General features: G+C 61.3%; 19 protein-coding genes. 9 read left to right on the top strand and 10 right to left on the bottom strand.

The genetic code is table 11. The features are described 5' to 3' along the window. Window positions 1-17: 17 nt before the first annotated feature. On the top strand, window positions 18-848 hold the full coding sequence (locus IEW00_RS11525; protein ID WP_229736990.1) for a hypothetical protein: 831 nt from the start codon (window positions 18-20) through the stop codon (window positions 846-848). 35 nt (window positions 849-883) lie between these two features. Here IEW00_RS11525 and IEW00_RS11520 read toward each other — a convergent pair whose 3' ends face one another. After that, window positions 884-2,950, bottom strand: coding sequence for a S9 family peptidase (locus tag IEW00_RS11520; protein ID WP_188514623.1), 2,067 nt, complete (start codon window positions 2,948-2,950; stop codon window positions 884-886). A 229-nt stretch (window positions 2,951-3,179) separates the two neighbouring features. Here IEW00_RS11520 and IEW00_RS11515 point away from each other — a divergent pair, with 229 nt between their 5' ends. The 3 genes from IEW00_RS11515 (at window position 3,180) to IEW00_RS11505 (ending at window position 8,481) form a co-directional block, all read left to right on the top strand. After that, on the top strand, window positions 3,180-4,964 hold the full coding sequence (locus IEW00_RS11515; RefSeq protein WP_188514501.1) for an aminopeptidase P family protein: 1,785 nt from the start codon (window positions 3,180-3,182) through the stop codon (window positions 4,962-4,964). 251 nt (window positions 4,965-5,215) lie between these two features. Further along, on the top strand, window positions 5,216-7,867 hold the full coding sequence (locus IEW00_RS11510; RefSeq protein WP_188514500.1) for a TonB-dependent receptor: 2,652 nt from the start codon (window positions 5,216-5,218) through the stop codon (window positions 7,865-7,867). A 146-nt stretch (window positions 7,868-8,013) separates the two neighbouring features. Beyond that, window positions 8,014-8,481, top strand: a complete 468-nt coding sequence (locus IEW00_RS11505) for an acyl-CoA thioesterase (RefSeq protein WP_188514499.1) — start codon at window positions 8,014-8,016, stop codon at window positions 8,479-8,481. An 87-nt stretch (window positions 8,482-8,568) separates the two neighbouring features. On the opposite strand, the gene IEW00_RS11500 is transcribed toward IEW00_RS11505, so the two are convergent. Next, on the bottom strand, window positions 8,569-9,180 hold the full coding sequence (locus IEW00_RS11500; protein ID WP_188514498.1) for an FKBP-type peptidyl-prolyl cis-trans isomerase: 612 nt from the start codon (window positions 9,178-9,180) through the stop codon (window positions 8,569-8,571). 129 nt (window positions 9,181-9,309) lie between these two features. Next, window positions 9,310-9,516 (bottom strand): 30S ribosomal protein S21, encoded by a 207-nt coding sequence (gene rpsU / locus IEW00_RS11495; RefSeq protein WP_033924846.1) that lies wholly within the window; start codon window positions 9,514-9,516, stop codon window positions 9,310-9,312. A gap of 338 nt (window positions 9,517-9,854) precedes the next feature. On the opposite strand from rpsU, the gene IEW00_RS11490 reads away from it, so the two are divergent. Next, window positions 9,855-10,616, top strand: a complete 762-nt coding sequence (locus IEW00_RS11490; protein ID WP_188514497.1) for a class II aldolase/adducin family protein — start codon at window positions 9,855-9,857, stop codon at window positions 10,614-10,616. Between the two features lie 59 nt (window positions 10,617-10,675). Then, on the top strand, window positions 10,676-11,215 hold the full coding sequence (locus IEW00_RS11485) for a (2Fe-2S)-binding protein (protein ID WP_188514496.1): 540 nt from the start codon (window positions 10,676-10,678) through the stop codon (window positions 11,213-11,215). Window positions 11,216-11,241: 26 nt separating this feature from the next. Here IEW00_RS11485 and dnaJ read toward each other — a convergent pair whose 3' ends face one another. After that, complete coding sequence (gene dnaJ, locus IEW00_RS11480) at window positions 11,242-12,375, bottom strand: molecular chaperone DnaJ (RefSeq protein ID WP_188514622.1); 1,134 nt, start codon at window positions 12,373-12,375, stop codon at window positions 11,242-11,244. Between the two features lie 114 nt (window positions 12,376-12,489). Further along, complete coding sequence (gene dnaK, locus IEW00_RS11475) at window positions 12,490-14,391, bottom strand: molecular chaperone DnaK (protein ID WP_188514495.1); 1,902 nt, start codon at window positions 14,389-14,391, stop codon at window positions 12,490-12,492. 209 nt (window positions 14,392-14,600) lie between these two features. On the opposite strand from dnaK, the gene IEW00_RS11470 reads away from it, so the two are divergent. Together IEW00_RS11470 and IEW00_RS11465 are read left to right on the top strand one after the other, a co-directional pair. After that, entirely contained in the window at window positions 14,601-15,077 is a 477-nt protein-coding gene (locus tag IEW00_RS11470) for a copper chaperone PCu(A)C (RefSeq protein WP_188514494.1), read from the top strand. Beyond that, complete coding sequence (locus tag IEW00_RS11465) at window positions 15,077-15,544, top strand: vgr related protein (protein WP_188514493.1); 468 nt, start codon at window positions 15,077-15,079, stop codon at window positions 15,542-15,544. Before IEW00_RS11470 ends, IEW00_RS11465 begins: the two co-directional genes overlap by 1 nt. Window positions 15,545-15,554: 10 nt before the next feature. Here IEW00_RS11465 and grpE read toward each other — a convergent pair whose 3' ends face one another. The 4 genes from grpE to IEW00_RS11445 all read right to left on the bottom strand — a co-directional run bounded on the left by grpE (window position 15,555) and on the right by IEW00_RS11445 (window position 19,504). After that, window positions 15,555-16,181, bottom strand: coding sequence for a nucleotide exchange factor GrpE (gene grpE / locus IEW00_RS11460; RefSeq protein ID WP_188514492.1), 627 nt, complete (start codon window positions 16,179-16,181; stop codon window positions 15,555-15,557). Continuing rightward, window positions 16,178-17,218, bottom strand: a complete 1,041-nt coding sequence (gene hrcA, locus IEW00_RS11455; RefSeq protein ID WP_188514491.1) for a heat-inducible transcriptional repressor HrcA — start codon at window positions 17,216-17,218, stop codon at window positions 16,178-16,180. The genes grpE and hrcA overlap by 4 nt, the downstream gene beginning before the upstream one ends. A 66-nt stretch (window positions 17,219-17,284) precedes the next feature. Continuing rightward, window positions 17,285-18,190: a MarR family winged helix-turn-helix transcriptional regulator gene (locus tag IEW00_RS11450; protein ID WP_188514490.1), complete on the bottom strand. Its 906-nt coding sequence runs from the start codon at window positions 18,188-18,190 to the stop codon at window positions 17,285-17,287. Between the two features lie 24 nt (window positions 18,191-18,214). Beyond that, window positions 18,215-19,504, bottom strand: coding sequence for an adenylosuccinate synthase (locus IEW00_RS11445; RefSeq protein ID WP_188514489.1), 1,290 nt, complete (start codon window positions 19,502-19,504; stop codon window positions 18,215-18,217). Between the two features lie 190 nt (window positions 19,505-19,694). Between IEW00_RS11445 and IEW00_RS11440 the strand changes: the two genes are divergently transcribed. After that, on the top strand, window positions 19,695-20,714 hold the full coding sequence (locus tag IEW00_RS11440; protein WP_229736989.1) for an alpha/beta hydrolase: 1,020 nt from the start codon (window positions 19,695-19,697) through the stop codon (window positions 20,712-20,714). Window positions 20,715-20,727: 13 nt separating this feature from the next. Here IEW00_RS11440 and IEW00_RS11435 read toward each other — a convergent pair whose 3' ends face one another. Beyond that, window positions 20,728-21,852, bottom strand: coding sequence for an ATP phosphoribosyltransferase regulatory subunit (locus IEW00_RS11435; protein WP_188514487.1), 1,125 nt, complete (start codon window positions 21,850-21,852; stop codon window positions 20,728-20,730). Between the last annotated feature and the right edge of the window lie 15 nt (window positions 21,853-21,867).

Genomic DNA, 21,867 nt, shown 5'->3' with positions numbered 1-21,867 from the left:
TCTCAGGAGCCTCGCCCATGACCCGAGCCATGATCCAGTTTGCAGCGGCTACCGCGCTGGCAGCCGGGGTTTCCGGGGGATTTTCAGCATCCGCCCAAAACTTGCAGGCACCTTCCAGCAACGATTACGTCACTTTGGCGAGGCTTTCCGATACTGCCCCGCAGGTGCTGCGCGTCGAGGTCAAAAAGACCACCGTGGTCGATGCGGAGCGCGCGCCGGACGTTCCCGCCAATATGGTGCGACTGTTTGTCGAAGCAGAGGTAATGAATCTCATTCGCGGGAAAGCGGGCGTTTCCGAATCGATTCGGTACCTCGTTGACGTCCCGCGCGACGCTCGCGCCAAGGTGCCAAAGCTCAAAAAGGCGCAGTTTCTTTTGTTTGCGCGCCCGGGATCGCGTCCGGGAGAAATCCAACTGGTCTCGAAGAATGCGCAGATCGCTTGGTCCGCCACGACCGAACAGCAGGTGCGCGCAATCGTGACCGAACTGGTTTCACCCGATGCGCCACCGACCATTCGCGGTATCCGCGAGGCATTGCACGTGCGCGGCAACCTGCAGGGCGAGGGAGAAACGCAGATTTTTCTGGCAACCTCGACCGGCGATCCGGTGTCGATCTCCGTTCTGCGGCGGCCCGGACTGGCAGCGCGCTGGGCGGTATCGTTAACCGAGATCGTTGACGAAGCCGCCTCGCCGCCGCGCCGGGGCACGTTGTTGTGGTACCGCCTGGCCTGCTCACTGCCCGCGCAGATCCCGCCGCGCGCATTGGTATCGGATACCCCCGCGGACAATGATCTTGCGCGACGCGATTACAATTTCGTGCTCGAACAGCTTGGACCGTGCAGGGGCTGACCCCCTGCCCGGCCCAGCCAGGCTATCTGCCAGGATTATTCGCCTGCCATATCCATCTGCCACAGAATGAAGGCGAACTCTTCGGCGGTTTCCTTGAGCGAATCGAACCGGCCCGATTTGCCGCCATGGCCTGCTCCCATGTTGGTCTTGAGCAGCAGGACATTGTCATCGGTCTTGGTCACGCGAAGCTTTGCCACCCACTTGGCCGGCTCCCAATAGGTGACCCGCGGATCGTTGAGCCCTGCGGTCACCAGCATCGGCGGATAAGCATGCGCGCCGACATTGTCATACGGGCTGTATGATCGCAGCAGGTCGAATGCTGCCTTGTCGGTGATCGGGTTCCCCCATTCGGGCCATTCGCCCGGGGTCAGCGGCAGCGTTTCATCGAGCATGGTGTTGAGCACATCGACGAACGGCACGTGCGCCACGATCGCCCCCCACAGATCGGGATCGGAATTGACGATCGCCCCCATCAACTCGCCACCAGCCGAGCCGCCACTCGCGGTGACCTTGCCCTTGGCGGTATAGCCCTGGTCGATCAGCCCCTTGGCGACATCGACGAAATCATTGAACGTGTTGGTCCGCTTGGTCAGCTTGCCATCGAGGTACCATTGCCGCCCCAGATCATCCCCGCCGCGGATATGCGCGATAGCATAAGCAAAGCCGCGATCGACCATGCTCAGCCGGGTGACCGAGAAGTTGGGCGGTATTGCGTATCCATATGCGCCGTACGCATACAGATGCAGTGGCGCGGTACCGTCCTGCTTCATTCCCTTGCGGTAAATCACCGACACCGGCACCTTGGTGCCATCGCGCGCGGGGATCATCAGCCGCTCGGTGACATAGTCCGCCGCGTTGTAGCCCGAAGGCACCTCCTGCACCTTGAGCACCGTCAGCGCGCCGTTGGCGACGTCATAATCATAGACCGTATCGGGCGTGACCATCGATTCATATGCCAGCCGAAGCGTCATCATGTCCCATTCGGGGTTATCCCCCAGCGATGCGGCATAGCTGGCTTCGGGGAAGCTGATCGGCGTGACCTTGGTCGGATCGGCGTAGTCACGGATCTCGATCTGGTCGAGCCCGTCGCGGCGTCCTTCGACGACGTAGAACTGCTTGAACGTCGTGATGTCGGTCATGTAGAATTCGTCCGACCCGGGGATCAGCGTGGTCCAAGCATCAGGCTTTGCGATGCTCGCGGTCGCGAGGCGGAAGTTGATGTGATCATCGTTGGTGTGAACGTACAGCGTGCCATCGCGCTCCTCGACGTCATATTCCACGCCCTTCTGGCGTGGACGGACCAGGATGGGCGTCGCCTGCGGATTGTCGGCGGGGACCAGCCGCACTTCGCTGGTTTCGTTGTCGCCGGTGGCGATGACGATGTACTTTTCCGACGAGGTCATCCCGATATCGACACGGAAGCCTTCATCGGCTTCCTTGTACAGTTCGACATCGCTTTCCACCGGTGTGCCCAGCACGTGTAGCCGCGCATTGTCGGTGCGCCAGTTCTCGTTGGCCAGGCCATAGAGCAGCGCCTTCGAATCCGCGCGCCAGATCAAAGATGACAGCGTTCCCGGGATAACGTCGTCCAGCACCTGCCCCGTGGTGAGGTCCTTGATCCGCGCCTCGAAACGCTCCGATCCATCATCATCGACCGCATACGCAAGCAACTTGCCATCGGGGCTCACCGAAAACGCGCCAAGCCGGAAGTATTCGGCATCCTTGGCGAGTTCGGTCTCGTCGAGCAGCAGCACCTTCTCGCCGCCGGCGACGGGCTTGCGATACCACTTCTTGTACTGCGCGCCCTTGTCGTACTCGACCCAATAAAGCCAGTCGCCATCCTTTTGCGGGACCGAGGCATCGTCTTCCTTGATGCGCCCCTTCATCTCCTCGAACAATGTGTCGGTGAGCTTGGCATAAGGCTTCATCTGCGCTTCGAAATAGCGGTTCTCGGCCTTCAAATATTCCAGCACGTCGGCATCATCGACCTTGGGGTAGTCGGCATCCCTCAGCCAACTCCACGGGTCCTCGATCGTGACACCGTGGCGTTCGAAGCTGTAGGGCCGCTGCTCGGCGATGGGCGGCGTGGTGTTCTGCGACATGGATGCACTTTCATTGGCGTGGGCAGTGGACGAGAGGACCAGCGCGGCCCAGATCGCAGTCGATACAACCGCAGGCGGCATAGCCAGATGGATGGATAGGGGCAGACGAATGGACATGGCGGAATCCCCTGTTTTGCAACTGGTACCGTGACGGGCTGGCGCTGGACACAGATCATCTCTATCTTGCTGCCCAACCGCTTTTGCAAGGAGTTGCTGTCGCCTTATGCTGATGTCCACCCACGAAGCCCGCCTCGCCGACCTGCGCGAAGAACTCAAGCGCCAGGGATTGCACGGCTTTGTCGTCCCTATCTGCGACGAGCACATGAGCGAGTATATCGGCGGCTATGCGCAACGGCTCGAATGGATGACCGGCTTTGGTGGATCTGCTGGCACGGCTGTCGTGCTGGCCGATCGTGCCGCGATCTTTACCGATGGCCGCTATACCATTCAGGTGCGCGATCAGGTCGATGGCCGTCTATATGAATATGTCGGTACCGCTAAGCAGAGTGTCGCCGAATGGCTGGGCCAAAACGCACCCGAAGGCGCGCGCATTGGCTATGACGCCTGGCTGCACACCCGTGATTGGGTGGAACAGGCGAGCGCGCGGCTCACCAGATCAGGTGCCGAACTGGTTGCGGTCACCACTAACCCGATCGATGCTGTCTGGCACGACCAGCCCAGCCGTCCGGTCGCGAGCATGAACCCGCACCCGATCGAATATGCAGGCCGGGAATCTGCAGAAAAGCGTGCGGATATTGCCCGTTGGTTGAGCGAGCACGGAATGGATGCCGCTGTCATCACCGCACTGGACTCGGTGGCCTGGGTGTTCAACGTGCGCGGAAGCGACATCACCCATACACCCGTTACGCTGTCGTATGCCGTCATTCACCGAGATGGCACCGCCGATCTGTATGTCGCGCCCGAGAAGGTCAGCGACCCCCTGCGCGAACATCTGGGCAATCAGGTGGCGCTGCACGACTACGATACATTCGAGGCCGGACTAGACGGGCTGGCCGGCAAGACGGTCGCGGTCGATCCCGAACGCGCGGTTGCCGCGATCTTCTCCCGGCTGGACAGCGCTGGCGCCAGGATCATCGCCCGGCGGGACCCCAGCGTGCTGCCGCGCGCGACAAAGAACGCCACAGAGATATCCGGTCAGCGCGCTGCGCAGGCGCGCGATGGCGCAGCGGTGAGCCAGTTTCTTCACTGGCTGTCGATCGCGGCCCCGGCGGGCGGCGAGACCGAACTCTCGGCTGCCGCAAAGCTGCTTACCTTCCGCGAGGCGACCGGGTTGCTGGTCGATACATCGTTCGACACCATTTCGGGGGCATCATCCAATGGCGCGATCTGCCATTACCGGGTGAGCGAAGAAACCAATCTTCCGATCGTGATGGACAGCCTGTATCTGGTGGATTCGGGCGGCCAGTATCTCGATGGCACCACCGACATCACCCGAACCATCGCCATCGGCACGCCGACGGCCGAAATGAAGCGACGGTTCACGCAGGTGCTCAAGGGACATATCGCGCTCGCCACCATCCGATTTCCGCATGGGACCACCGGAGGTCAGCTCGATGTTTTGGCACGGCAATATCTGTGGGCCGATGGTGTCGATTACGCACACGGCACTGGACACGGTGTCGGCAGCTTCCTCTCTGTGCATGAAGGCCCACAGCGGATCGCAGCCTTTGGCGGGCAAGGCGAACCTCTGCGCCCCGGCATGATCTGCTCGAACGAGCCTGGCTATTATAAGGATGGAGAATTTGGCATCCGGATCGAGAATCTCGTCTTGGTCGAGGAGCTTGATCTGCCCGGTGCCGAACAGCCGATGCTTGGCTTCGAAACGCTGACCTTTGCTCCCATCGACCGCAACGTCATCGAAGTAGCCCTGCTCAGCGCCCATGAACGTGATTGGCTCGATCGCTATCACACCAAAGTTCTGGAGGTCGTTGGGCCGCAGCTGCAAGGAGAGGCCTTGGCGTGGTTGCAATCTGCATGCGCACCGATTGGCTGAATGTCAAAAAGCACCTCCCCCAAATTGACGTTAACGGAATGCTGCGGCGCACAATTGTGATGTTTGCAATTGGCACCACAGTTTAGGTGCTTTTCGTTGCATTTTTATCACGCGAACGGCGGAATCGCGTTCTTTTCCTATGGTTTTTCATTGTGACCGGAGCACACCAGCCATAAGGGACTGTCCAAAGCCGAACGGAGCCCGAACCAATTGGGCCGTTTTGTCAGTCACCTTTAGGGGAGAGCCCACCCATGAAATTCACCGAAACCCGCCTGAAATCGATTCTGCTTTCGGGTGCCGCGATCGGCACTCTTGCCATTCCTGGCGTAGCGATCGCGCAAGAAGCTGATCAGGATGCCGGCTTTACCGACAGCAACGTCATCATCGTCACCGCCTCGAAGCGTGAAACCACGTTGCAGGAAATTCCCATCGCGGTGTCGGTCACCAGCGGCGAAGACATCGAAAATGCTCAGGTCCGCGACCTGATCGACCTCCAGACGCTGGTTCCTTCGCTTCGCGTGTCACAGCTGCAGAGCTCGGCCAACACCAACTTCATCATCCGCGGCTTCGGCAACGGCGCCAACAACCCGGGCATCGAGCCTTCGGTCGGCGTGTTCATTGATGGCGTGTATCGTTCGCGCTCGGCCGCCCAGATCGGCGATCTGCCCAACATCCAGCGCGTCGAAGTTCTGCGCGGTCCACAATCGACCCTGTTCGGCAAGAACGCGTCGGCCGGCATCATCTCGATCATTACCGAGCGTCCGCAGTTCCAGTTCGGTGGATCGGTCGAGGCAACCTACGGCAACTTCAACGCTCGCATCCTGAAGGCCGACATCACTGGCCCGATCAGCGACACGCTGGCGTTCAGCATTGCCGGAAACATCAACAAGCGCGATGGTTATGCGCGCGATCTCAACCTCGGGATCGATTTCAATGATCGCGATCGCTGGGGCGTTCGCGGCCAGCTGCTGTGGGAGCCCAATTCCGACCTCAGCGTGCGGATCATCGGCGACTATGACAAGATCGACGAAAATTGTTGCATCGCCGCCAACATCCGTTCGGTTCCCGGCATCTTCGGCGCTCTCCAGCTCGCCAGCGGCGACCCGCGTCCGATCGAACCGCAATCGCCCTTCTCGTATGAAGTGCGCAACAACTTCCCCTCGATCAACAAGATCGAGAACTACGGCGGATCGCTCCAGGCCGATTACAGCCTTGGCGCGGTTTCGCTGACCGGCATCACCGCCTATCGTGAAGTGCGTTCGTTCACCGACCAGGATTCAGATTTCACCAGCGCTGACCTGATCGGCCAGAACTCAGCCGACACCGCGATCAAGACGTTCACGCAGGAAGTCCGCATTGCTTCGGATTTCGATGGCCCGCTGAACTTCTTGCTCGGCGGCTATTATTTCAACGAGAAGATCAACGTCGACAACGGCTTGGCATTCGGTGGTGATTTCCGCACCTATGCCAACGCGTTGATTGGCGCAGCATCGGGCGGTGCGTTCAGTGCACCCGCCGTCGAAGCGCAGCTCGGCGTTCCGCAGGGTACTTTCTTCCAGCAGGGCCAGGGCCTGTTTGATTCTTATGACTACAAGAACAACAGCTATTCGGCCTTCGGCCAGATCGATTTCAAGCCGCTCGATCGGCTGACGCTGACCTTTGGTTTCAACTATACCAAGGACAAGAAGCGGGTCAGCTCGAATGCGGTGAGCACCGATCCGTTCTCGGCGCTTGATTTCGTCGCGATCGGCAACACGCTGATCACCCAGCAGGGTATCGCAACGACTGTCGGACAGGCACTTGGTCTTCCTGGCCTCGCCAACGCTGCCCAGATCGGAGCGTTCGCGGCTGCACAGCCAGCTCTCTTCGGTCAGATCCAGGCTGGCTCTGCAGCCTTCGCGCAGGCCAACAATCTAAACCCGGCGGTCAATCCGTTGATTGGTCTGCAGTCGCTGCAGTTCCTGCCGCCGTTCCTCAACTTCCCCAACGCTGTGGAAGATGGCCGGACCAACGACGACGATTTCGCCTACACCATCCGCGCGAATTACGAGATCACCGACAACGTCAACATCTACGCGACCTATGCGACAGGCTTCAAGGCGAGCTCGTTCAACCTGGGCCGTGATTCGCGTCCTTCGGCGGCTGTCTTCATCCCCGGCTCGCCGGTGAACAACCCTGCGGCCTCACCGATCCGCGATGCAGGTTTGGCGCTGCCCAACCTCACCACCGGTTCGCGCTTTGCCGGGCCTGAAAACTCTGAAGTCTATGAAGCCGGTCTGAAGGCACAGTGGCCGCTGGTCGCATTCAACCTTGCCGTCTTCAAGCAGTCGATCAAGGGCTTCCAGAGCAACATCTTCACCGGCACCGGCTTTGCTTTGGCCAATGCGGGCGAACAGTCGACCTTCGGTATCGAGTTCGACGGCACGGTTCAGCCGGCTCCCGGCGTGAACATCTTCGTGGCGATGACCTATCTCGATCCGACCTATGACAGCTTCGTCAACTCGGCGTTCGGCGATCTTAGTGGCACCACGCCTGCTGGCATTCCAGCGCTGTCGGCTTCGATGGGCGGTAGCTACACCCACGAGTTCGCCAACGGCATGACCTGGTCGGTGCGCGGTGATTATGCCTATGAAAGCCGCGTGCAGATCATCGAAGGCCTCAACGCCTTTGGTCCTGGCAACCAGCAGGCTGGCGCACGCGAGTTCACCCGCGAAGTTAATCTAGTCAACGCTTCGACCACACTGGAGCTGACCAACGGCCTGGCGGTCAGCCTGTGGGCCCGTAACCTGCTCGATGCGCAGTACATCACCACGGTGTTCGATTCGGTCGCCCAGTCGGGCAGCGTGTCGGGCTATCCCAACCAACCGCGCACTTACGGTGGTTCGGTCCGCTTCAAGTTCTGATCCGTTTCACAGTTGACCGGGCTTGGTCACAGCCCTTGCAGCGATAGAAACGCAAGCGGTTGAAAACAGGGATATGGGGGGCTTTACGCCCCCCTTTTTTTGCGCCAGTCCGCTGGACGACACAGTGATGACAGGGGATCGATTGAATGACCGACGCGCCAAACCGCGCCATGTTTCGCAGCATCGCACCCAAGCGCGTGCATTATCATGAGGTCGATATGCAAAATATCGTCTTCAATGCGAACTATCTGATGTTCGCTGATGTCGGCGTAACCGAATATTTCCGCGCGTTGCGGATTGCCAGCGCCCTTCCCGACACGGGCGGCTTCAACCTGTTCGGGCCCGACCATGACATGATGGTTCGCCATGCCTCAGTTGATTTTCGCGCCAGCGCGCTTGCTGACGACATGATCGATCTGGCGGTGCGGCTGATCCGCTTCGGCACCAGCAGCATGACCACCGAATGCGCTATTTTCCGCGATGAAGAGCTGCTGTGCGTGATCACGGTCAGCTATGTCCACATCCATATGGAGAGCCGCAGACCGGCCCCGATCCCCCAGAGCTTTCGTGATCTGGTTGCCGGCTTCGAGGTCGTCACGCCTGAAGGGTGCTGAACGGATCCGGGCCAGTTATTCGCTTGCGCGGCTCGGCTGCACGCACAAAAAAAGGGCCGGTGAAACCACCGGCCCTTTTTGTTGGGATCAGTTGCCGGGCATTCCCGGAACGCCTGGAGGCGGTCCACCAGGACCACCGGGGCCTCCCTCGCCCTGGAGCTGCTGCTGCATCGCGCGCAACTGGACCTCGGGAATGAATTCGACGAGTTCGACATCGAAGACCAGCAGGCTGTTTGCCGGAATGACGACCTCGCCCGTCTGGGGGTTCGTCTTTTCCTCTGCGCCATAGCCCAGCTCGGCCGGGATCCAGAGGCGGTACTTGCCACCACGCTGCATCCGCTTCAACGCTTCAGAAAAACCGGGAATGGAGCCTGCCACCGGCATCGGAACGCGCTGGTTGGCATCGAAGGCTTTGCCGTCGATCAGCGTGCCTTCGTAGTTGATCAAGGTTACATCGGCATCGGTCGGCGAAGGACCGGTACCCTTGGTGATTTCCTTGATCTGCAAGCCGCTTTCGGTCGTGACCACGCCCGGTTCGTCCGCGTTGCTGGCCAGGAAGCCAGCAGATGACTGCGGCACACCCTGCAAGCCTGCCCACGCAGTCCCACCGGCGATGAGCACGGCGACAGCAACACCCACCCACAATTTGGTGAGCGAGCCTTTTTCAAGCGGTGGAATGGGAACGCGGGTAACGGACATGGCAGCCTCCAGTTATCTTACCACGAACCCTCGCCGGTTTATTCGCCTTGAAGACTGGCAAAACCGATCGAGAGCAATTCAGGCGAATCGGTTTACCCGATCCGCCAATGTCGTGATTCAGTAACGGGCTTACTTGCCGCCGTCACGTTCCATGCGCTTGCGCTCGAGCTTGCGCGCGCGACGCACGGCAGCAGCCTTTTCACGGGCACGCTTTTCCGAGGGCTTCTCGTAATGCCGACGCAGCTTCATCTCGCGATACACACCTTCGCGCTGCAGCTTCTTCTTGAGCGCCCGCAGCGCCTGGTCAACATTGTTATCGCGTACGAGAATCTGCATAAACTTACGTCAGCTCCATATTCTATTGCGGCCAGATCATCCGCTCGCGCCACGCCATGGGGCGCGGATAACGGACACTGAAGCCATCGCTAAAAGGCCAATAAACAAGGGCACGCCAGCCACCGGGCTGTCGGTCACGAGCAGGCCGTTACCAGTGCATCGCGGGCTTTTCAAGGCATTTCGCGGTTTTTCAGCCGAGCCCCCCGGTATATTGCATCACGGCATCGGGGCTGTTCGGCAGCATAAGCTCGAATTATTGCCTGCCTGATTGCATCGCCGATGCCTGTTATGCGATACAAGTTGCATAGAGCTACCAACGATAAGCACAGGAGAGCGCGATGGCCACCGCATTGAAACCCGCCAACCAGATGTCGACCGAAGAGCACGAAGCCCGCAAACTGCTCGCATCATGCTACCGTGTGTTCGACATGATGGGCTGGTCCGAAATGATCTACAACCACATCACGTTGAAGGTCCCGGGCGAGGAAGACGCCTTCCTGATCAACCCTTATGGACTGCACTTCAGTGAAGTGTGTGCATCCAACCTGGTCAAGATCAACTCGGAAGGCGAAAAGCTCGACGGATCGCCCTACCCTGTCAACAAGGCCGGCTTCACCCAGCACAGCGTGTTCCACAAGCGGCTGCCCGACATGCACTGCATCATCCACACCCACACCACAGCGACGATGGCGGTGTGCTCGGTCGAAGGCGGGCTGCAGCCGACCAATTTCTATGCCTGCAACTTTATCGGCAACATCGCCTATCACGATTTCGAAGGTGTCACCGTCCGCTCGGAAGAGGGCGATCGCCTTGTTGAAGCCGTTACCGGCAAGCGCATTTTGATGCTGAAGAACCATGGGCCCGTGGTCATGGGGCGGACCCTACCCGAGGCGTTCATCACTTATTGGGCGCTGCAGCGCGCGTGCGAGATCCAGCTCGCCACGATGTCGATGGGCAAGCCTATCCTCGTTTCACAGGACGTGATCAACGTGCACCAGCGTGATTTGAGCCAGGTGCAGCTGCCGATGGGCGCAGGCGTTCCCGATTTTGCCGCGATGGTGCGCAAGGTCGACAAGATCGATCCCAGCTGGCGCGATTGAACCGCACACCGTGGCGGGATGGATGACAGGGCCATCCCGCCCGGTTATGCGCTAACCTTATGACCAAGTTCACCGTCAACGACCGCCCGGTACAGTACCGGCTCGATCCGGCAACACCGCTGCTGTGGGCGTTGCGCGATGCATCCAACCTGACTGGCACGAAATATGGGTGCGGCAATGGCGATTGCGGCGCATGCATGGTGGTGGTCGATGGCGAGGCAATCCGATCGTGCCTCGTCAGCATCGCCGAAGTCGAAGGGCGCTATGTCACCACAATCGAGGCGCTGAGCCGCGATCGCAGCCACCCGGTGCAACAGGCGTTCGTGGCGGAACAGGCAGTGCAATGCGGGTTTTGCACCCCAGGCATGATCATCGCGGCGAGTGTGCTGCTTCGCAAGAACAGCGACCCCAGCGATGCCGAGATCGATGCTGCCATCCGCAACCTGTGCCGGTGCGGAACCCATCCGCGGGTGCGCGCGGCGATCAAGCGCGCAGGGCGAGTGATGCAGCGCGAGGAGACAATCGCCGCTGCGCCGCCGCCGGGGATAACGCCCGAGGATGCAGCGAAGAACGTGCCCGCGCTGACCCCACCCGAATAGCAGGGTCAGCCCAAAAATTCAGGTGCTTACTCGCCGATACCGTCCCACATTTCCTTGAGGCGGGCGAAGAAGCCGGTGCTCTCCGGACTTTCCTGACCGGTTTCGGTGTCCTGGAACTCGCGCAGCAGTTCCTTTTGCCTTGCGGTCAGCCGCGTCGGCGTTTCAACGTCGATCTGGATCACCATATCGCCGGTGCCCCTGCCCTGTAGAACGGGCATGCCCGCACCACGCTGGCGCAGTTGCTTGCCCGACTGAATTCCTGCGGGAATGTTGATCCGGTGGCGCTTGCCATCGAGCCCTGGAATTTCGATCTCGCCACCCAGCGCTGCTGTCGTGATGCTGATCGGCGCACGGGTCACCAGCGTCGTGCCGTCGCGCTCAAAGATGCGGTGGCGCGAGACATGGATGAAAATGTACAGATCGCCCGGGGGCGAACCCTTGGGCCCAGCCTCGCCCTTGCCGGTCAGGCGGATCCGGGTGCCGTTGTCGACGCCGGGCGGGATATCGACCGATAGCGTCTGCTGCTTGTCGACCCGGCCCTCGCCCCGGCAGGTGCGGCATGGGTTCTCGATAACCTGGCCTGAGCCATGGCAATTGGGGCAGGTCCGCTCGACCACGAAAAAGCCCTGTTGCGCGCGCATCTTGCCGCTGCCGCCGCACAGGTTGCAGGTCCGCACCTTGGTGCCCGGTTCGGCACCCTTGCCGTCGCAGGTGTCGCAAGTTGCAGCGACATCGATCGATATTTCGCTGGATTTGCCATGATAGGCCTCCTCCAGCGAGATCTCCATATCATAGCGCAGATCAGCGCCGCGTGCCGGGCCGCGCCTTCCTCCCGCGCCGCCGAAACCGCCGCCAAAGATGGTGTCGAAAATATCGCCAAGGTCGGAAAACCCCTCCGCACCGCCACGCCCGCCGCCGCCCGACATGCCGTTTTCATAGGCTTCATGCCCGAAACGATCGTATGCGGCGCGCTTCTGTGGGTCCTTCAGGCAGTCATATGCCTGGCTGATCGCCTTGAAATGCGCCTCAGCGTGCGCATCGCCGGGATTGCGATCAGGGTGCCATTGCATCGCCAGCTTGCGATAGGCGGATTTGAGTGTGGCATCGTCTGCGGTGCGCGAGACGCAGAGCAGTTCATAATAATCAGTGGTAGTGGCCATAGTCATCGGTCGCGATTCTTCATGCAGCGACCGGGCGGGACGACCGCCAGAGTGGTTTTAGCCCCCCTGTACGATCATCCCGCCCGGCCGGACTGTCGGTCATCAATCCGGCAATTAGGTTTTCGCGTCGCCGTCAACTTCCGAGAACTCGGCGTCGACGACATTGTCTTCGGCCTGGGCCGCATCGGCCGCCGGAGCGGCAGCGGCTGCCTGCTCCTTCTCGTAGATCGCCTGGCCCAGCTTCATCGCCGCCTGCGCCAGGGCCTCGGTCTTGGTCTTCATCGCCTCTGGCTCGTTGCCCTCGATCGCGGTCTTGAGCTCAGCAAGCGCGGTTTCGATCTCGCCCTTGACCGAAGCGTCCACCTTGTCGCCATGCTCTTCGAGCTGCTTTTCGGTGCTGTGCAGCAGGCTTTCGGCGTTGTTCTTGGCCTCGGCGGCCTCACGGCGCTTCTTGTCTTCCTCGGCGAAGCGCTCGGCATCCTTGACCATCTGGTCGATATCGGCGTCGGACAGACCTCCCGATGCCTGGATGCGGATCACCTGCTCCTTGCCGGTGCCCTTGTCCTTGGCCGAAACGTTCACGATGCCGTTGGCGTCTATGTCGAAGGTGACCTCAATCTGCGGCACGCCACGCGGCGCAGGCGGAATACCGACCAGGTCGAACTGGCCCAGCAGCTTGTTGTCCGCCGCCATTTCACGCTCGCCCTGGAACACGCGGATCGTCACGGCCTGCTGGTTGTCGTCAGCGGTCGAATAGGTCTGCGACTTCTTGGTCGGGATCGTCGTGTTGCGGTCGATCATGCGGGTGAACACGCCGCCCAGCGTCTCGATGCCCAGCGACAGCGGGGTGACGTCGAGCAGCAGCACGTCCTTGACGTCGCCCTGCAGCACGCCTGCCTGGATCGCGGCGCCCATGGCGACGACTTCATCGGGGTTGACGCCGGTGTGCGGCTCCTTGCCGAAGAATTCCTTCACCACTTCGCGCACACGCGGCATGCGGGTCATGCCGCCGACGAGCACGACGTCGTCAATGTCGGATGCCTTGAGGCCCGCATCTTCGAGCGCCTTCTTGCATGGATCGAGCGTGCGCTTGATTAGATCGGCGACCAGCTTTTCGAGATCCGAGCGGCTGATCATCTTGACCAGATGTTTGGGGCCGTTCTGGTCGGCGGTGATGAACGGCAGGTTGACCTCGGTGGTCTGGGCCGACGACAGCTCGATCTTGGCCTTTTCCGAAGCTTCCTTCAGGCGCTGCAAAGCCAGCTTGTCCTTTGTCAGGTCGATGCCTTCAGACTTCTTGAAATCTTCCGCGAGGAACTCGACGAGCTTCGAGTCGAAATCCTCACCGCCCAGGAAGGTATCGCCGTTGGTCGCCTTCACCTCGAACACGCCATCGCCGATTTCCAGCACGGAAATGTCGAAAGTGCCGCCGCCAAGGTCATAAACCGCGATGGTCTTGCCGTCGTTCTTGTCCAAACCATAAGCCAGCGCCGCTGCGGTCGGCTCGTTGATGATGCGTAGCACCTCAAGGCCCGCGATGCGGCCTGCATCCTTGGTTGCCTGACGCTGCGCGTCGTTGAAGTACGCCGGAACCGTGATGACGGCCTGCGTGACGGTCTCGCCCAGATAGCTCTCGGCGGTTTCCTTCATCTTCTGCAGCGTGAATGCGCTGATCTCCGAAGGCGAATAATCCTTGCCGCCTGCGCTCACCCAGGCATCGCCGTTGGAGCCCTTGGTGATGGTGTAAGGAACGAGTTCCATGTCCTTCTTGGTCAGCGGATCGTCGAAACGACGGCCGATCAGGCGCTTGACCGCAAACACGGTGTTTTCAGGGTTGGTAACAGCCTGACGCTTTGCCGGCTGGCCGACCAGCCGCTCACCATCCTTGGTGAACGCGACGATCGACGGCGTCGTGCGCGCACCTTCGGAATTTTCAATTACCTTGGGCTTGTCGCCGTCCATGACGGACACGCAGCTGTTGGTGGTGCCAAGGTCGATACCAATTACTTTTGCCATAGTGCTTTTCCCACGTGACTTTCGATATGCAGATGAAAGATTACGTACCGCCAGCATGCCCCCAAGCATCCGGCGATTCCGTCCCCGTCGGCGGATATAGGGTTGCTTTCGCTTGGCACAAGGCGTGGCAGTATCTACATCGCGTCAGTATAGGGCAGCGAGACCGGCTGCCCGATGACGACACAATTGGATAAGAGGACCGCAACGATATGTTTCGCATGCTTTCTATGATCGTTGCAGGTCTGGCGCTGGCTCTGCTCGCCGGATGTCAGCCGCCAGCGCAGCTGCTGGTGGAGAAGGCCTATATCCAGCTCTCGCCTGTCAAGGACAGCCCGTCGGCACTGTACTTCACCGTTCGCGGCGGTCCCGCCGACACGGAACTGCGCTCGGTGAGCTCAGCCTCGATCCTGCGCCTGGAAATGCATGAGACGGTCGAGGAGAACGGCATGTCGATGATGCGGCCGTTGCGGGCTGCAGCCATCCCGACCCGCGGCAAGGTCGAATTCGAACCCGGCGGAAAGCACGTTATGGTGTGGGGCATCGATGAAGGTGCCCGCAATCGCGGCAATGCGGAGTTCGTGTTCACCTTTTCCAACGGCGAGAAGATCGCGGCTACCGCCGCGATCCGGGCGATCGCACCCGCCGGTACAAACGGCGGCGACCCCGCAGGCGGCATGAATCATTAATGCGCCGCGAGCCTATCGACAGGCCGCTGGTAGCTGCGGAGGTTGCTCTTGCCCGGTCGGTTTTCGGGGAGAGCATCGCGTATGACAAGGTCCGGATCCGCCTGAAAAAATGGATATTCTTCCAGCCGCGCAAGACAGTCATGGCGCCGATGGGGCATATCCATTTTCATCCCGGCGGCAGCGCCTATTGCGATGATTTCAGCTGCGCGGGATTGAGCCGCCAGGGGTTGTTCATCCATGAAATGGTGCATGTCTGGCAGTATCAGCAGGGCATCTTCCTGCCGCTGAAGCGTCACCCGTTCTGCCGCTATGACTACGCGATCAAGCCGGGCCAGTCCTTCGCCAAATACGGCCTGGAACAGCAGGCGGAACTTGTCCGCCACGCGTTTCTGCTGAAGCAGGGCGGCGGGGTGCCAGGGGCACCACCGCTCACTACCTATCGGCAGATCCTGCCGTTTCCGGTCTGAACCGGCCGATTCAATCGGGCTTCTTGGCAACCGCGACAAGCGCAGGGCGCAGCAGGCGGTCCTTGATCATATAGCCTGCCTGGAGTTCCTGGACCACGGTACCGGGCTCGGCATCGCCATTGGGGATCTCGATCATCGCCTGGTGCTGGTTCGGGTCCAGCGGCATTCCCATCGCGGCGATGCGCGTGATGCTGTGCTTCGAAAACACGTTGTCGAGTTCGCGACCGGTGGCCTCGAGCCCGACGACCAGCCCCTTCCACTTCTCGTCCTCGCGCAGGTCCTCGGGGATCAGCTGCAGCGCGCGGGCGAGATTATCGGACACCGACAGAATGTCGCGGGCAAAGCCGGTGGCGGCATAAGCGCGGGCGTCCTGCGCATCCTTTTCAAGGCGGCGACGAACATTCTGGGTGTCGGCGCGCGCGTACAACACGTCCTGCTTGGCTTCAGCAAGCTGGGTTTCCAGCGCCGCGATTCGCTCTTCGAGTGCCGAATGATCATCGCCCTGGTCCTTCAGGCTCTCGGGCACGCCTTCCAGTTCTGCGGCGGCTTCCTGATCGAGCGACCGGTGGTCATCGGCGTTAGGGGTGGAATCATCCTGCTTCACTGTTTCGTCCTGATTCACGTCTGTCCTGCTCATTTCATCAATCTGGTTAGGCTTTGCGCGGTAAAGTCCACCATGGGGACGATACGCGCGTAATTAAGGCGGGTGGGGCCGATAACCCCGACCACGCCGACGACGCGCCCCTCGCCGTCGCGATATGGCGCCGCTATCACGGATGATCCGGAAAGCGAAAACAATTTGTTTTCAGCGCCGATGAAGATTCGAGCCGAGGCTGCCTCCCGTGCGCTGTCGAGAAGATGGGCAATGTCCTGCATCGCTTCAAGCTCGTCCAGTAGCCGGCGCACCCGTTCCAGATCCGCCACCGCGTCGTTATCGAGCAGATTGGCCTGGCCGCGCACGATCAGCACCGGCCGGTCGAGCCCGTCGCGCGACCACAACGCCAATCCGCGCCGGACAAGGTCAGAACTTGCCTGATCCAGGGCATCGCGTTCGTTGTTGATCTCCGCTTCCAACGCCTGCAGCGCTTGCGACAGGCTGCGCCCGGACAATCGTGCGGTGATGAAGTTGCCCGCCTGAACCAGCATGCTATCGGTCACCCGTCTGCTCATCTCGAGCACGCGGTTCTCGATGCTGCCATCATTGCCGACCAGCACCGCCAACACCTGCGTATCGGAGAGCCGCACAAAACTCATCTGTCGCAGCACCGGTTCGCGCCGCGGCACCATGACGATGCCTGCGCACGCCGATAACCCCGATAGCGCCTGTGTCGTCGCCGCCAGCGCGGCCTCGATCGGACCTGCATTATCAAGCTGCTTCTCGATCGCCGCGCGTTCCTCGAACGATGGCTCGGCTACCTGCATCATGCCATCGACAAACAGCCTCAACCCCTGCTCTGTCGGCATCCGCCCTGCGCTGGTGTGCGGCGCGGCGAGCAGGCCGAGCTCCTCCAGGTCCTGCATGACGTTGCGGATCGAGGCAGGCGACAGGTTGACGATGGAAGACTTCGAAATCGTGCGCGAGCCGACGGGCATCCCGGTATCGAGATAACTTTCAACAACGATACGGAAAACGTCGCGTGCGCGGTCGTTCAGTTCGGTGAACTGGCTGGTCATTCGGCCAAATTAGGCGCAACCGTCGCGAGTAACAAGCCATCCCGCCAAATCGACGCTAGGCCGGGACTATCCACCCAAACCGCCGCGTGCATCGATCAGTGCAAACCAGCCGCACAGTTGATCGAATGCAGGATTCGAAAGGTCGACGAACATCCGCCGCGCATCGAGTGGATCGGCGCGGCGCTCGAGCAGTTGCTGTTCGGTCATCATCCGGATCCAGCGCAGCGCGGTGGTCGGCGGCACGGCAGCGGCGATGCACAGGCTGGATACCGATACTGATCGATGCTCGAGCCGCGATGCCGCCAGATCGAGCAGGATATCCCAGGCCGGATCGGCGAACAGATCCGACGGGAAAAACCGGTCGCGCAAACGGCGCAGGCTGATCAGATGCCGGATGCGTTGCGGATCGGGCGGGATGGCCGTGCCATGGTCCGCAGGGGCCTCGGCGCGATAGGCCATATTGCGTTCGGCCAGCGCGTCGGGTGTGTCGTCATTGCCCGTGGTGATCGCGCCCAGCTGCTCGGCGAGCCTCGCGAGTTCAAGCGCCAATGCCTGAAGCCGGGCCCGTTCGGCCCGGTTGCTGTCGAAGGCGCTTCCCCCGCGAAGGATGCCAGCAAGGTCGGACAAAGCGATGGCAATCAGCAAACGATCTTCGCCAAAAATGCACGCCGCAGTGCGGCCCTCCAGCAGCACATCGGCCAGGTCGATCGTCTCCAGGCTGACCAGACACATCAGGCCCGCATCGGACGGGATATCGGCAAGTGCCTCCGGACCCGGAACGACCCATTGCCAGTCAAACGCATAAATCTGGGCCGACGCAGCCGCGGCGCTGCCCGCCGATGCGATCAGATCAGGCGCCCAGCCTGCAGCCTCAACCAGCCTTCTGGTCGATGGCGTATCGACCGCAACATTGAGGGCTCCCGATGTCGGGAGTGCGTCATCGTTAAAGGGCGTACGCCCGTTTTCCGACATGAAATCCCCCCTTCATGTCATCCCTCAGTCCGCAAAGGGATCGCGTACCAGGATCGTATCATCGCGTTCGGGCGAAGTCGAAACCAGGGCCACCGGGCACTGGATCAACTCTTCGACACGCTTTATATATTTGATCGCCTGCGCGGGTAGGTCAACCCAGCTGCGCGCTCCAGCGGTCGATTCGTGCCAGCCGTCCATCTCCTCGTAAATCGGCTGGACCGCAGCCTGATCGCCGGCGTGCGCGGGAAAATAGTCGAGCACCCTGCCGTTGAGCCGGTAGCCGGTGCAGATCTTGAGCTTGGCAAAGCCATCGAGCACGTCGAGCTTGGTCAGTGCGATGCCGGTCACGCCTGCGACCGCGCAGCTCTGCCGGACCAGCGTGGCATCGAACCATCCGCACCGGCGCTGACGCCCCGTTACGGTACCGAATTCATGCCCGCGCTCGCCCAGCCGCTGGCCGACCTCGTCCTGCAGTTCGGTCGGGAATGGCCCCGATCCGACGCGGGTGGTGTAGGCCTTGACAATCCCCAGCACGAAGCCGGTGGCCTGGGGGCCAAGGCCGCTGCCTCCCGATGCGGTCCCGGTGACGGTGTTCGACGAGGTGACGAAGGGGTAAGTGCCGTGATCGACATCGAGCAGCACGCCCTGTGCGCCTTCGAACAGCATCCGCGCCCCTGCGCGGCGGATTTCGCCGAGGCGCTTCCAGACCGGCTGCGCGAACTCGAGCACGAACGGAGCGATCTCGGCCAGCTGTGCCAGCAGCTCTGCACGATCGACGGGAGGTTCACCAAAGCCTGCGCGCAAAGCGTCATGGTGCGCGCACAGCCGGTCGAGCTGCGGATCGAGCGCATCGAGATGCGCCAGATCGCACACACGGATCGCGCGCCTGCCGACCTTGTCCTCATACGCCGGGCCGATGCCGCGACGGGTGGTGCCGATCTTGCCCTGGCCGCTGGCATCCTCGCGCAAGGCATCAAGGTCGCGATGGAACGGCAGGATCAACGGGCAGTTGTCTGCGACGGCCAGATTGTCGGGGGTGATCTCGACCCCCTGCCCGCGAAGCTTGGCGACTTCGTCGCGCAACGCCCAGGGATCGAGCACGACGCCGTTGCCGATGACACTGAAAGTCCCGCGCACAATTCCCGACGGCAGCAGCGAGAGCTTGAACACCTTCTCGCCGATGACGAGCGTATGCCCGGCATTGTGACCACCCTGAAAGCGGATCACGGCATCGGCACGCTCGGCCAACCAGTCGACAATCTTGCCCTTGCCTTCATCGCCCCATTGGGCGCCGATCACCGTAACATTGGCCACGACATCAACCTTTTTGAAAGATGGACGCGCCGATCAACGGCGCGCAAAACGCGCTCGTCCTAGTGATGGCGGGCGGCTGCGTCCAGTGTGTTAGGGCAAATCGTGATACAATTTAGTGCACCTCGGGAATGGACGCGCCTTCGGCCTGTCGGGCATTCTTTGCGCGACCACTCAGGAATTGCGGGAACCGATGATGCGCGGGACAATCATGGGACTGATCGTAGCGATGGGGCTGTTCGCGCCGGTTCTGGCGCAGCAGGGCGGCGGACGCGAGCGCCTGCTCGACCGTGAATGCCGCCGTGAAGTGGTGCGAATGTGCGGGCTCAACCGATCGGAAATCCGGTCGTGCCTGCGCGAGCGCAGAGATACGTTGTCGGAACGCTGCAAGGCGCAGTTTGTCGAAGGCATCGCCAACCGCCAGGTCCCTGCTCCAGCGCAATCAAGCGATCCGCGGGCGCGCACGATTTCCTATGGCAGCGCCCCCAGACAGGCCATCGATCTTTACGTGCCAAAAGGTGCGAAGCCAGCAGGCGGCTTTCCGTTGCTGGTCTACGTTCATGGCGGTGGCTGGCGCAATGGCGACCGAAGCATGGTCCAGCGGAAACCCGATTTCTTGATGGGCAAGGACTGGGCCTTTGCGTCGGTGGGCTACCGTCTGCTGCCCGAGGCTCCGGTCGAGCAGCAGGCCGCTGATGTTGCCGCAGCACTGCGCGAACTGCTCGCCGAATCGGCATCGGTCGATATCGATCCGGCAAGAATCGTCGTGATGGGTCACAGTGCTGGCGCACATCTGGCGGCGTTGATCGCGACCGATCCTGCGTATCTTGGCGGCAATATGCGCAAAATTGCCGGGGTCATCCTGCTCGATGGTGCGGGGTACGACGTGGCACGGCAAATGCGCGCCCAACCCTTGCTCGCAAAGAGCCTTTACACTCCGGCCTTTGGCACCGACCCTGCGCGCCAGGCACGGCTATCTCCGATCACGCATGTCGCGGCACCGAATGTGGAGCGATGGCTGATTTTGCATGTTGCCAGCCGTCGCGACGCCGCCGACCAGTCCAACGCGCTGGCCGCAGCGTTAACAGCGGAAGGCGCGACCGCACGCGTTCAATCGATCGCGGGTGAAAGTCATATGACGATAAACCGCGAGCTTGGCGCACAGGACAATGCCCACACCATCGCGGTTTCGGAGTTCCTCTCAGGCTTTTGATGAGGGCTTGTTCCTAAAGCTGGATGGTTTCATTGCCATCGAGCCGGTGTGTGCATCCCAGTGCCACCGCATCATCGCTGTCGGTCAGTGCAGCAAGCGTCCGCCAGCCAATCGCGCGCAAACGTGCTGCAACGGCGCGGTCATGGCCCAGTGGCAGAAACAGCTTGCCGGCTGATCCATCACCGCCGTTCAATTCCATATCGAGCAAGCCATCGGGATAGAGCGAGAAACCGGTGGCGACCTCCTCGCCGCCCTTGCCATCGGGGATGGCATAGGTGCCGCCACGTCCCAACACGCCGGCACAACCCTCCGCATACAGCGAAAAGCCGAACCAGCTCTGGTATTCAAAGCCATGCCGCTCGGTGGGGTCCAAAGTCACGGTCACGTCATCGGGCAAGCCCGCGACAATCTGCCGCAGCGCCGAAATCCGGCTGGCTAGCACCCCACCCGCGTCAATCGCAGCCAGCGCGGTGATAGCGACCTCGAACGGCCCCATCGCATACAACAGCGGCAGATAGGCATCGGCGCCAAGCGCCGTCAGGCCCCCTGCGTCCTTCATATCGAGTTCGCGGCGCACGGAAGAAATCTCAGTGGGTACAAGCGGAAACGCGGTTCCAGCAAGCGTATCGACCAAATCGGGCAACGTCAGATCGACGGTTATGCCGGATACGCCTGCCTGCGACAGCGCCTCGATCGCGATCCGCACCACTTCTTGTGCTGCAGCGATATTATCATGCCCGATCAGCTCGGCGCCGATCTGCAGCCGCTCGCGCTCGGGGGCGAGCTGGTCCGATGCGATCCGCAGGACCTGGCCGGCATAGCTCAACCGGAGCGGTCGCGGTGCCGACGCCATCAACGTGGTTGCGACCCGCCCCACTTGCACGGTGATGTCCGACCGGATCGCCAGCGTACGCATCGAGGTCGGATCGACCATCCGGAACAGATGCTGCCGCCCGGTCCCCTGCATCCGTGATGCCAGCGAGCGCTCATATTCGACTAGGGGCGGCGAGACGCGGTCATAGCCATGTCCCGCGAACACATCCATGGCGTTGCGGGTGAGACGCGCTGCCTGCTCGGCGCGCGGAGGGAGCAGATCGGCAAGACCTGCAGGCAGGATATCGGGATTCGTCTCGGACATGGCGCTGCGCTTAGA

Source organism: Blastomonas aquatica (assembly GCF_014639875.1).
Taxonomy (GTDB): Bacteria; Pseudomonadota; Alphaproteobacteria; order Sphingomonadales; family Sphingomonadaceae; genus Blastomonas; species Blastomonas aquatica.
Note: the sequence above shows the minus strand (reverse complement) of the source record. Positions and strands in the feature narration are given on the sequence as shown.

Excerpts from the sequence above, each read along its gene's own strand:
- rpsU (WP_033924846.1), bottom strand. The coding sequence starts at position 9,516 with ATGCAGATTCTCGTACGCGATAACAATGTTGACCAGGCGCTGCGGGCG.
- dnaJ (WP_188514622.1), bottom strand. The coding sequence starts at position 12,375 with ATGGCCACTACCACTGATTATTATGAACTGCTCTGCGTCTCGCGCACC.
- grpE (WP_188514492.1), bottom strand. The coding sequence starts at position 16,181 with ATGAGCAGGACAGACGTGAATCAGGACGAAACAGTGAAGCAGGATGAT.
- hrcA (WP_188514491.1), bottom strand. The coding sequence starts at position 17,218 with ATGACCAGCCAGTTCACCGAACTGAACGACCGCGCACGCGACGTTTTC.
- IEW00_RS11470 (WP_188514494.1), top strand. The coding sequence starts at position 14,601 with ATGTTTCGCATGCTTTCTATGATCGTTGCAGGTCTGGCGCTGGCTCTG.
- IEW00_RS11465 (WP_188514493.1), top strand. The coding sequence starts at position 15,077 with ATGCGCCGCGAGCCTATCGACAGGCCGCTGGTAGCTGCGGAGGTTGCT.
- IEW00_RS11520 (WP_188514623.1), bottom strand. The coding sequence starts at position 2,950 with ATGTCGCAGAACACCACGCCGCCCATCGCCGAGCAGCGGCCCTACAGC.
- dnaK (WP_188514495.1), bottom strand. The coding sequence starts at position 14,391 with ATGGCAAAAGTAATTGGTATCGACCTTGGCACCACCAACAGCTGCGTG.
- IEW00_RS11525 (WP_229736990.1), top strand. The coding sequence starts at position 18 with ATGACCCGAGCCATGATCCAGTTTGCAGCGGCTACCGCGCTGGCAGCC.
- IEW00_RS11450 (WP_188514490.1), bottom strand. The coding sequence starts at position 18,190 with ATGTCGGAAAACGGGCGTACGCCCTTTAACGATGACGCACTCCCGACA.
- IEW00_RS11515 (WP_188514501.1), top strand. The coding sequence starts at position 3,180 with ATGTCCACCCACGAAGCCCGCCTCGCCGACCTGCGCGAAGAACTCAAG.
- IEW00_RS11485 (WP_188514496.1), top strand. The coding sequence starts at position 10,676 with ATGACCAAGTTCACCGTCAACGACCGCCCGGTACAGTACCGGCTCGAT.
- IEW00_RS11500 (WP_188514498.1), bottom strand. The coding sequence starts at position 9,180 with ATGTCCGTTACCCGCGTTCCCATTCCACCGCTTGAAAAAGGCTCGCTC.
- IEW00_RS11490 (WP_188514497.1), top strand. The coding sequence starts at position 9,855 with ATGGCCACCGCATTGAAACCCGCCAACCAGATGTCGACCGAAGAGCAC.
- IEW00_RS11440 (WP_229736989.1), top strand. The coding sequence starts at position 19,695 with ATGATGCGCGGGACAATCATGGGACTGATCGTAGCGATGGGGCTGTTC.
- IEW00_RS11435 (WP_188514487.1), bottom strand. The coding sequence starts at position 21,852 with ATGTCCGAGACGAATCCCGATATCCTGCCTGCAGGTCTTGCCGATCTG.
- IEW00_RS11505 (WP_188514499.1), top strand. The coding sequence starts at position 8,014 with ATGACCGACGCGCCAAACCGCGCCATGTTTCGCAGCATCGCACCCAAG.
- IEW00_RS11510 (WP_188514500.1), top strand. The coding sequence starts at position 5,216 with ATGAAATTCACCGAAACCCGCCTGAAATCGATTCTGCTTTCGGGTGCC.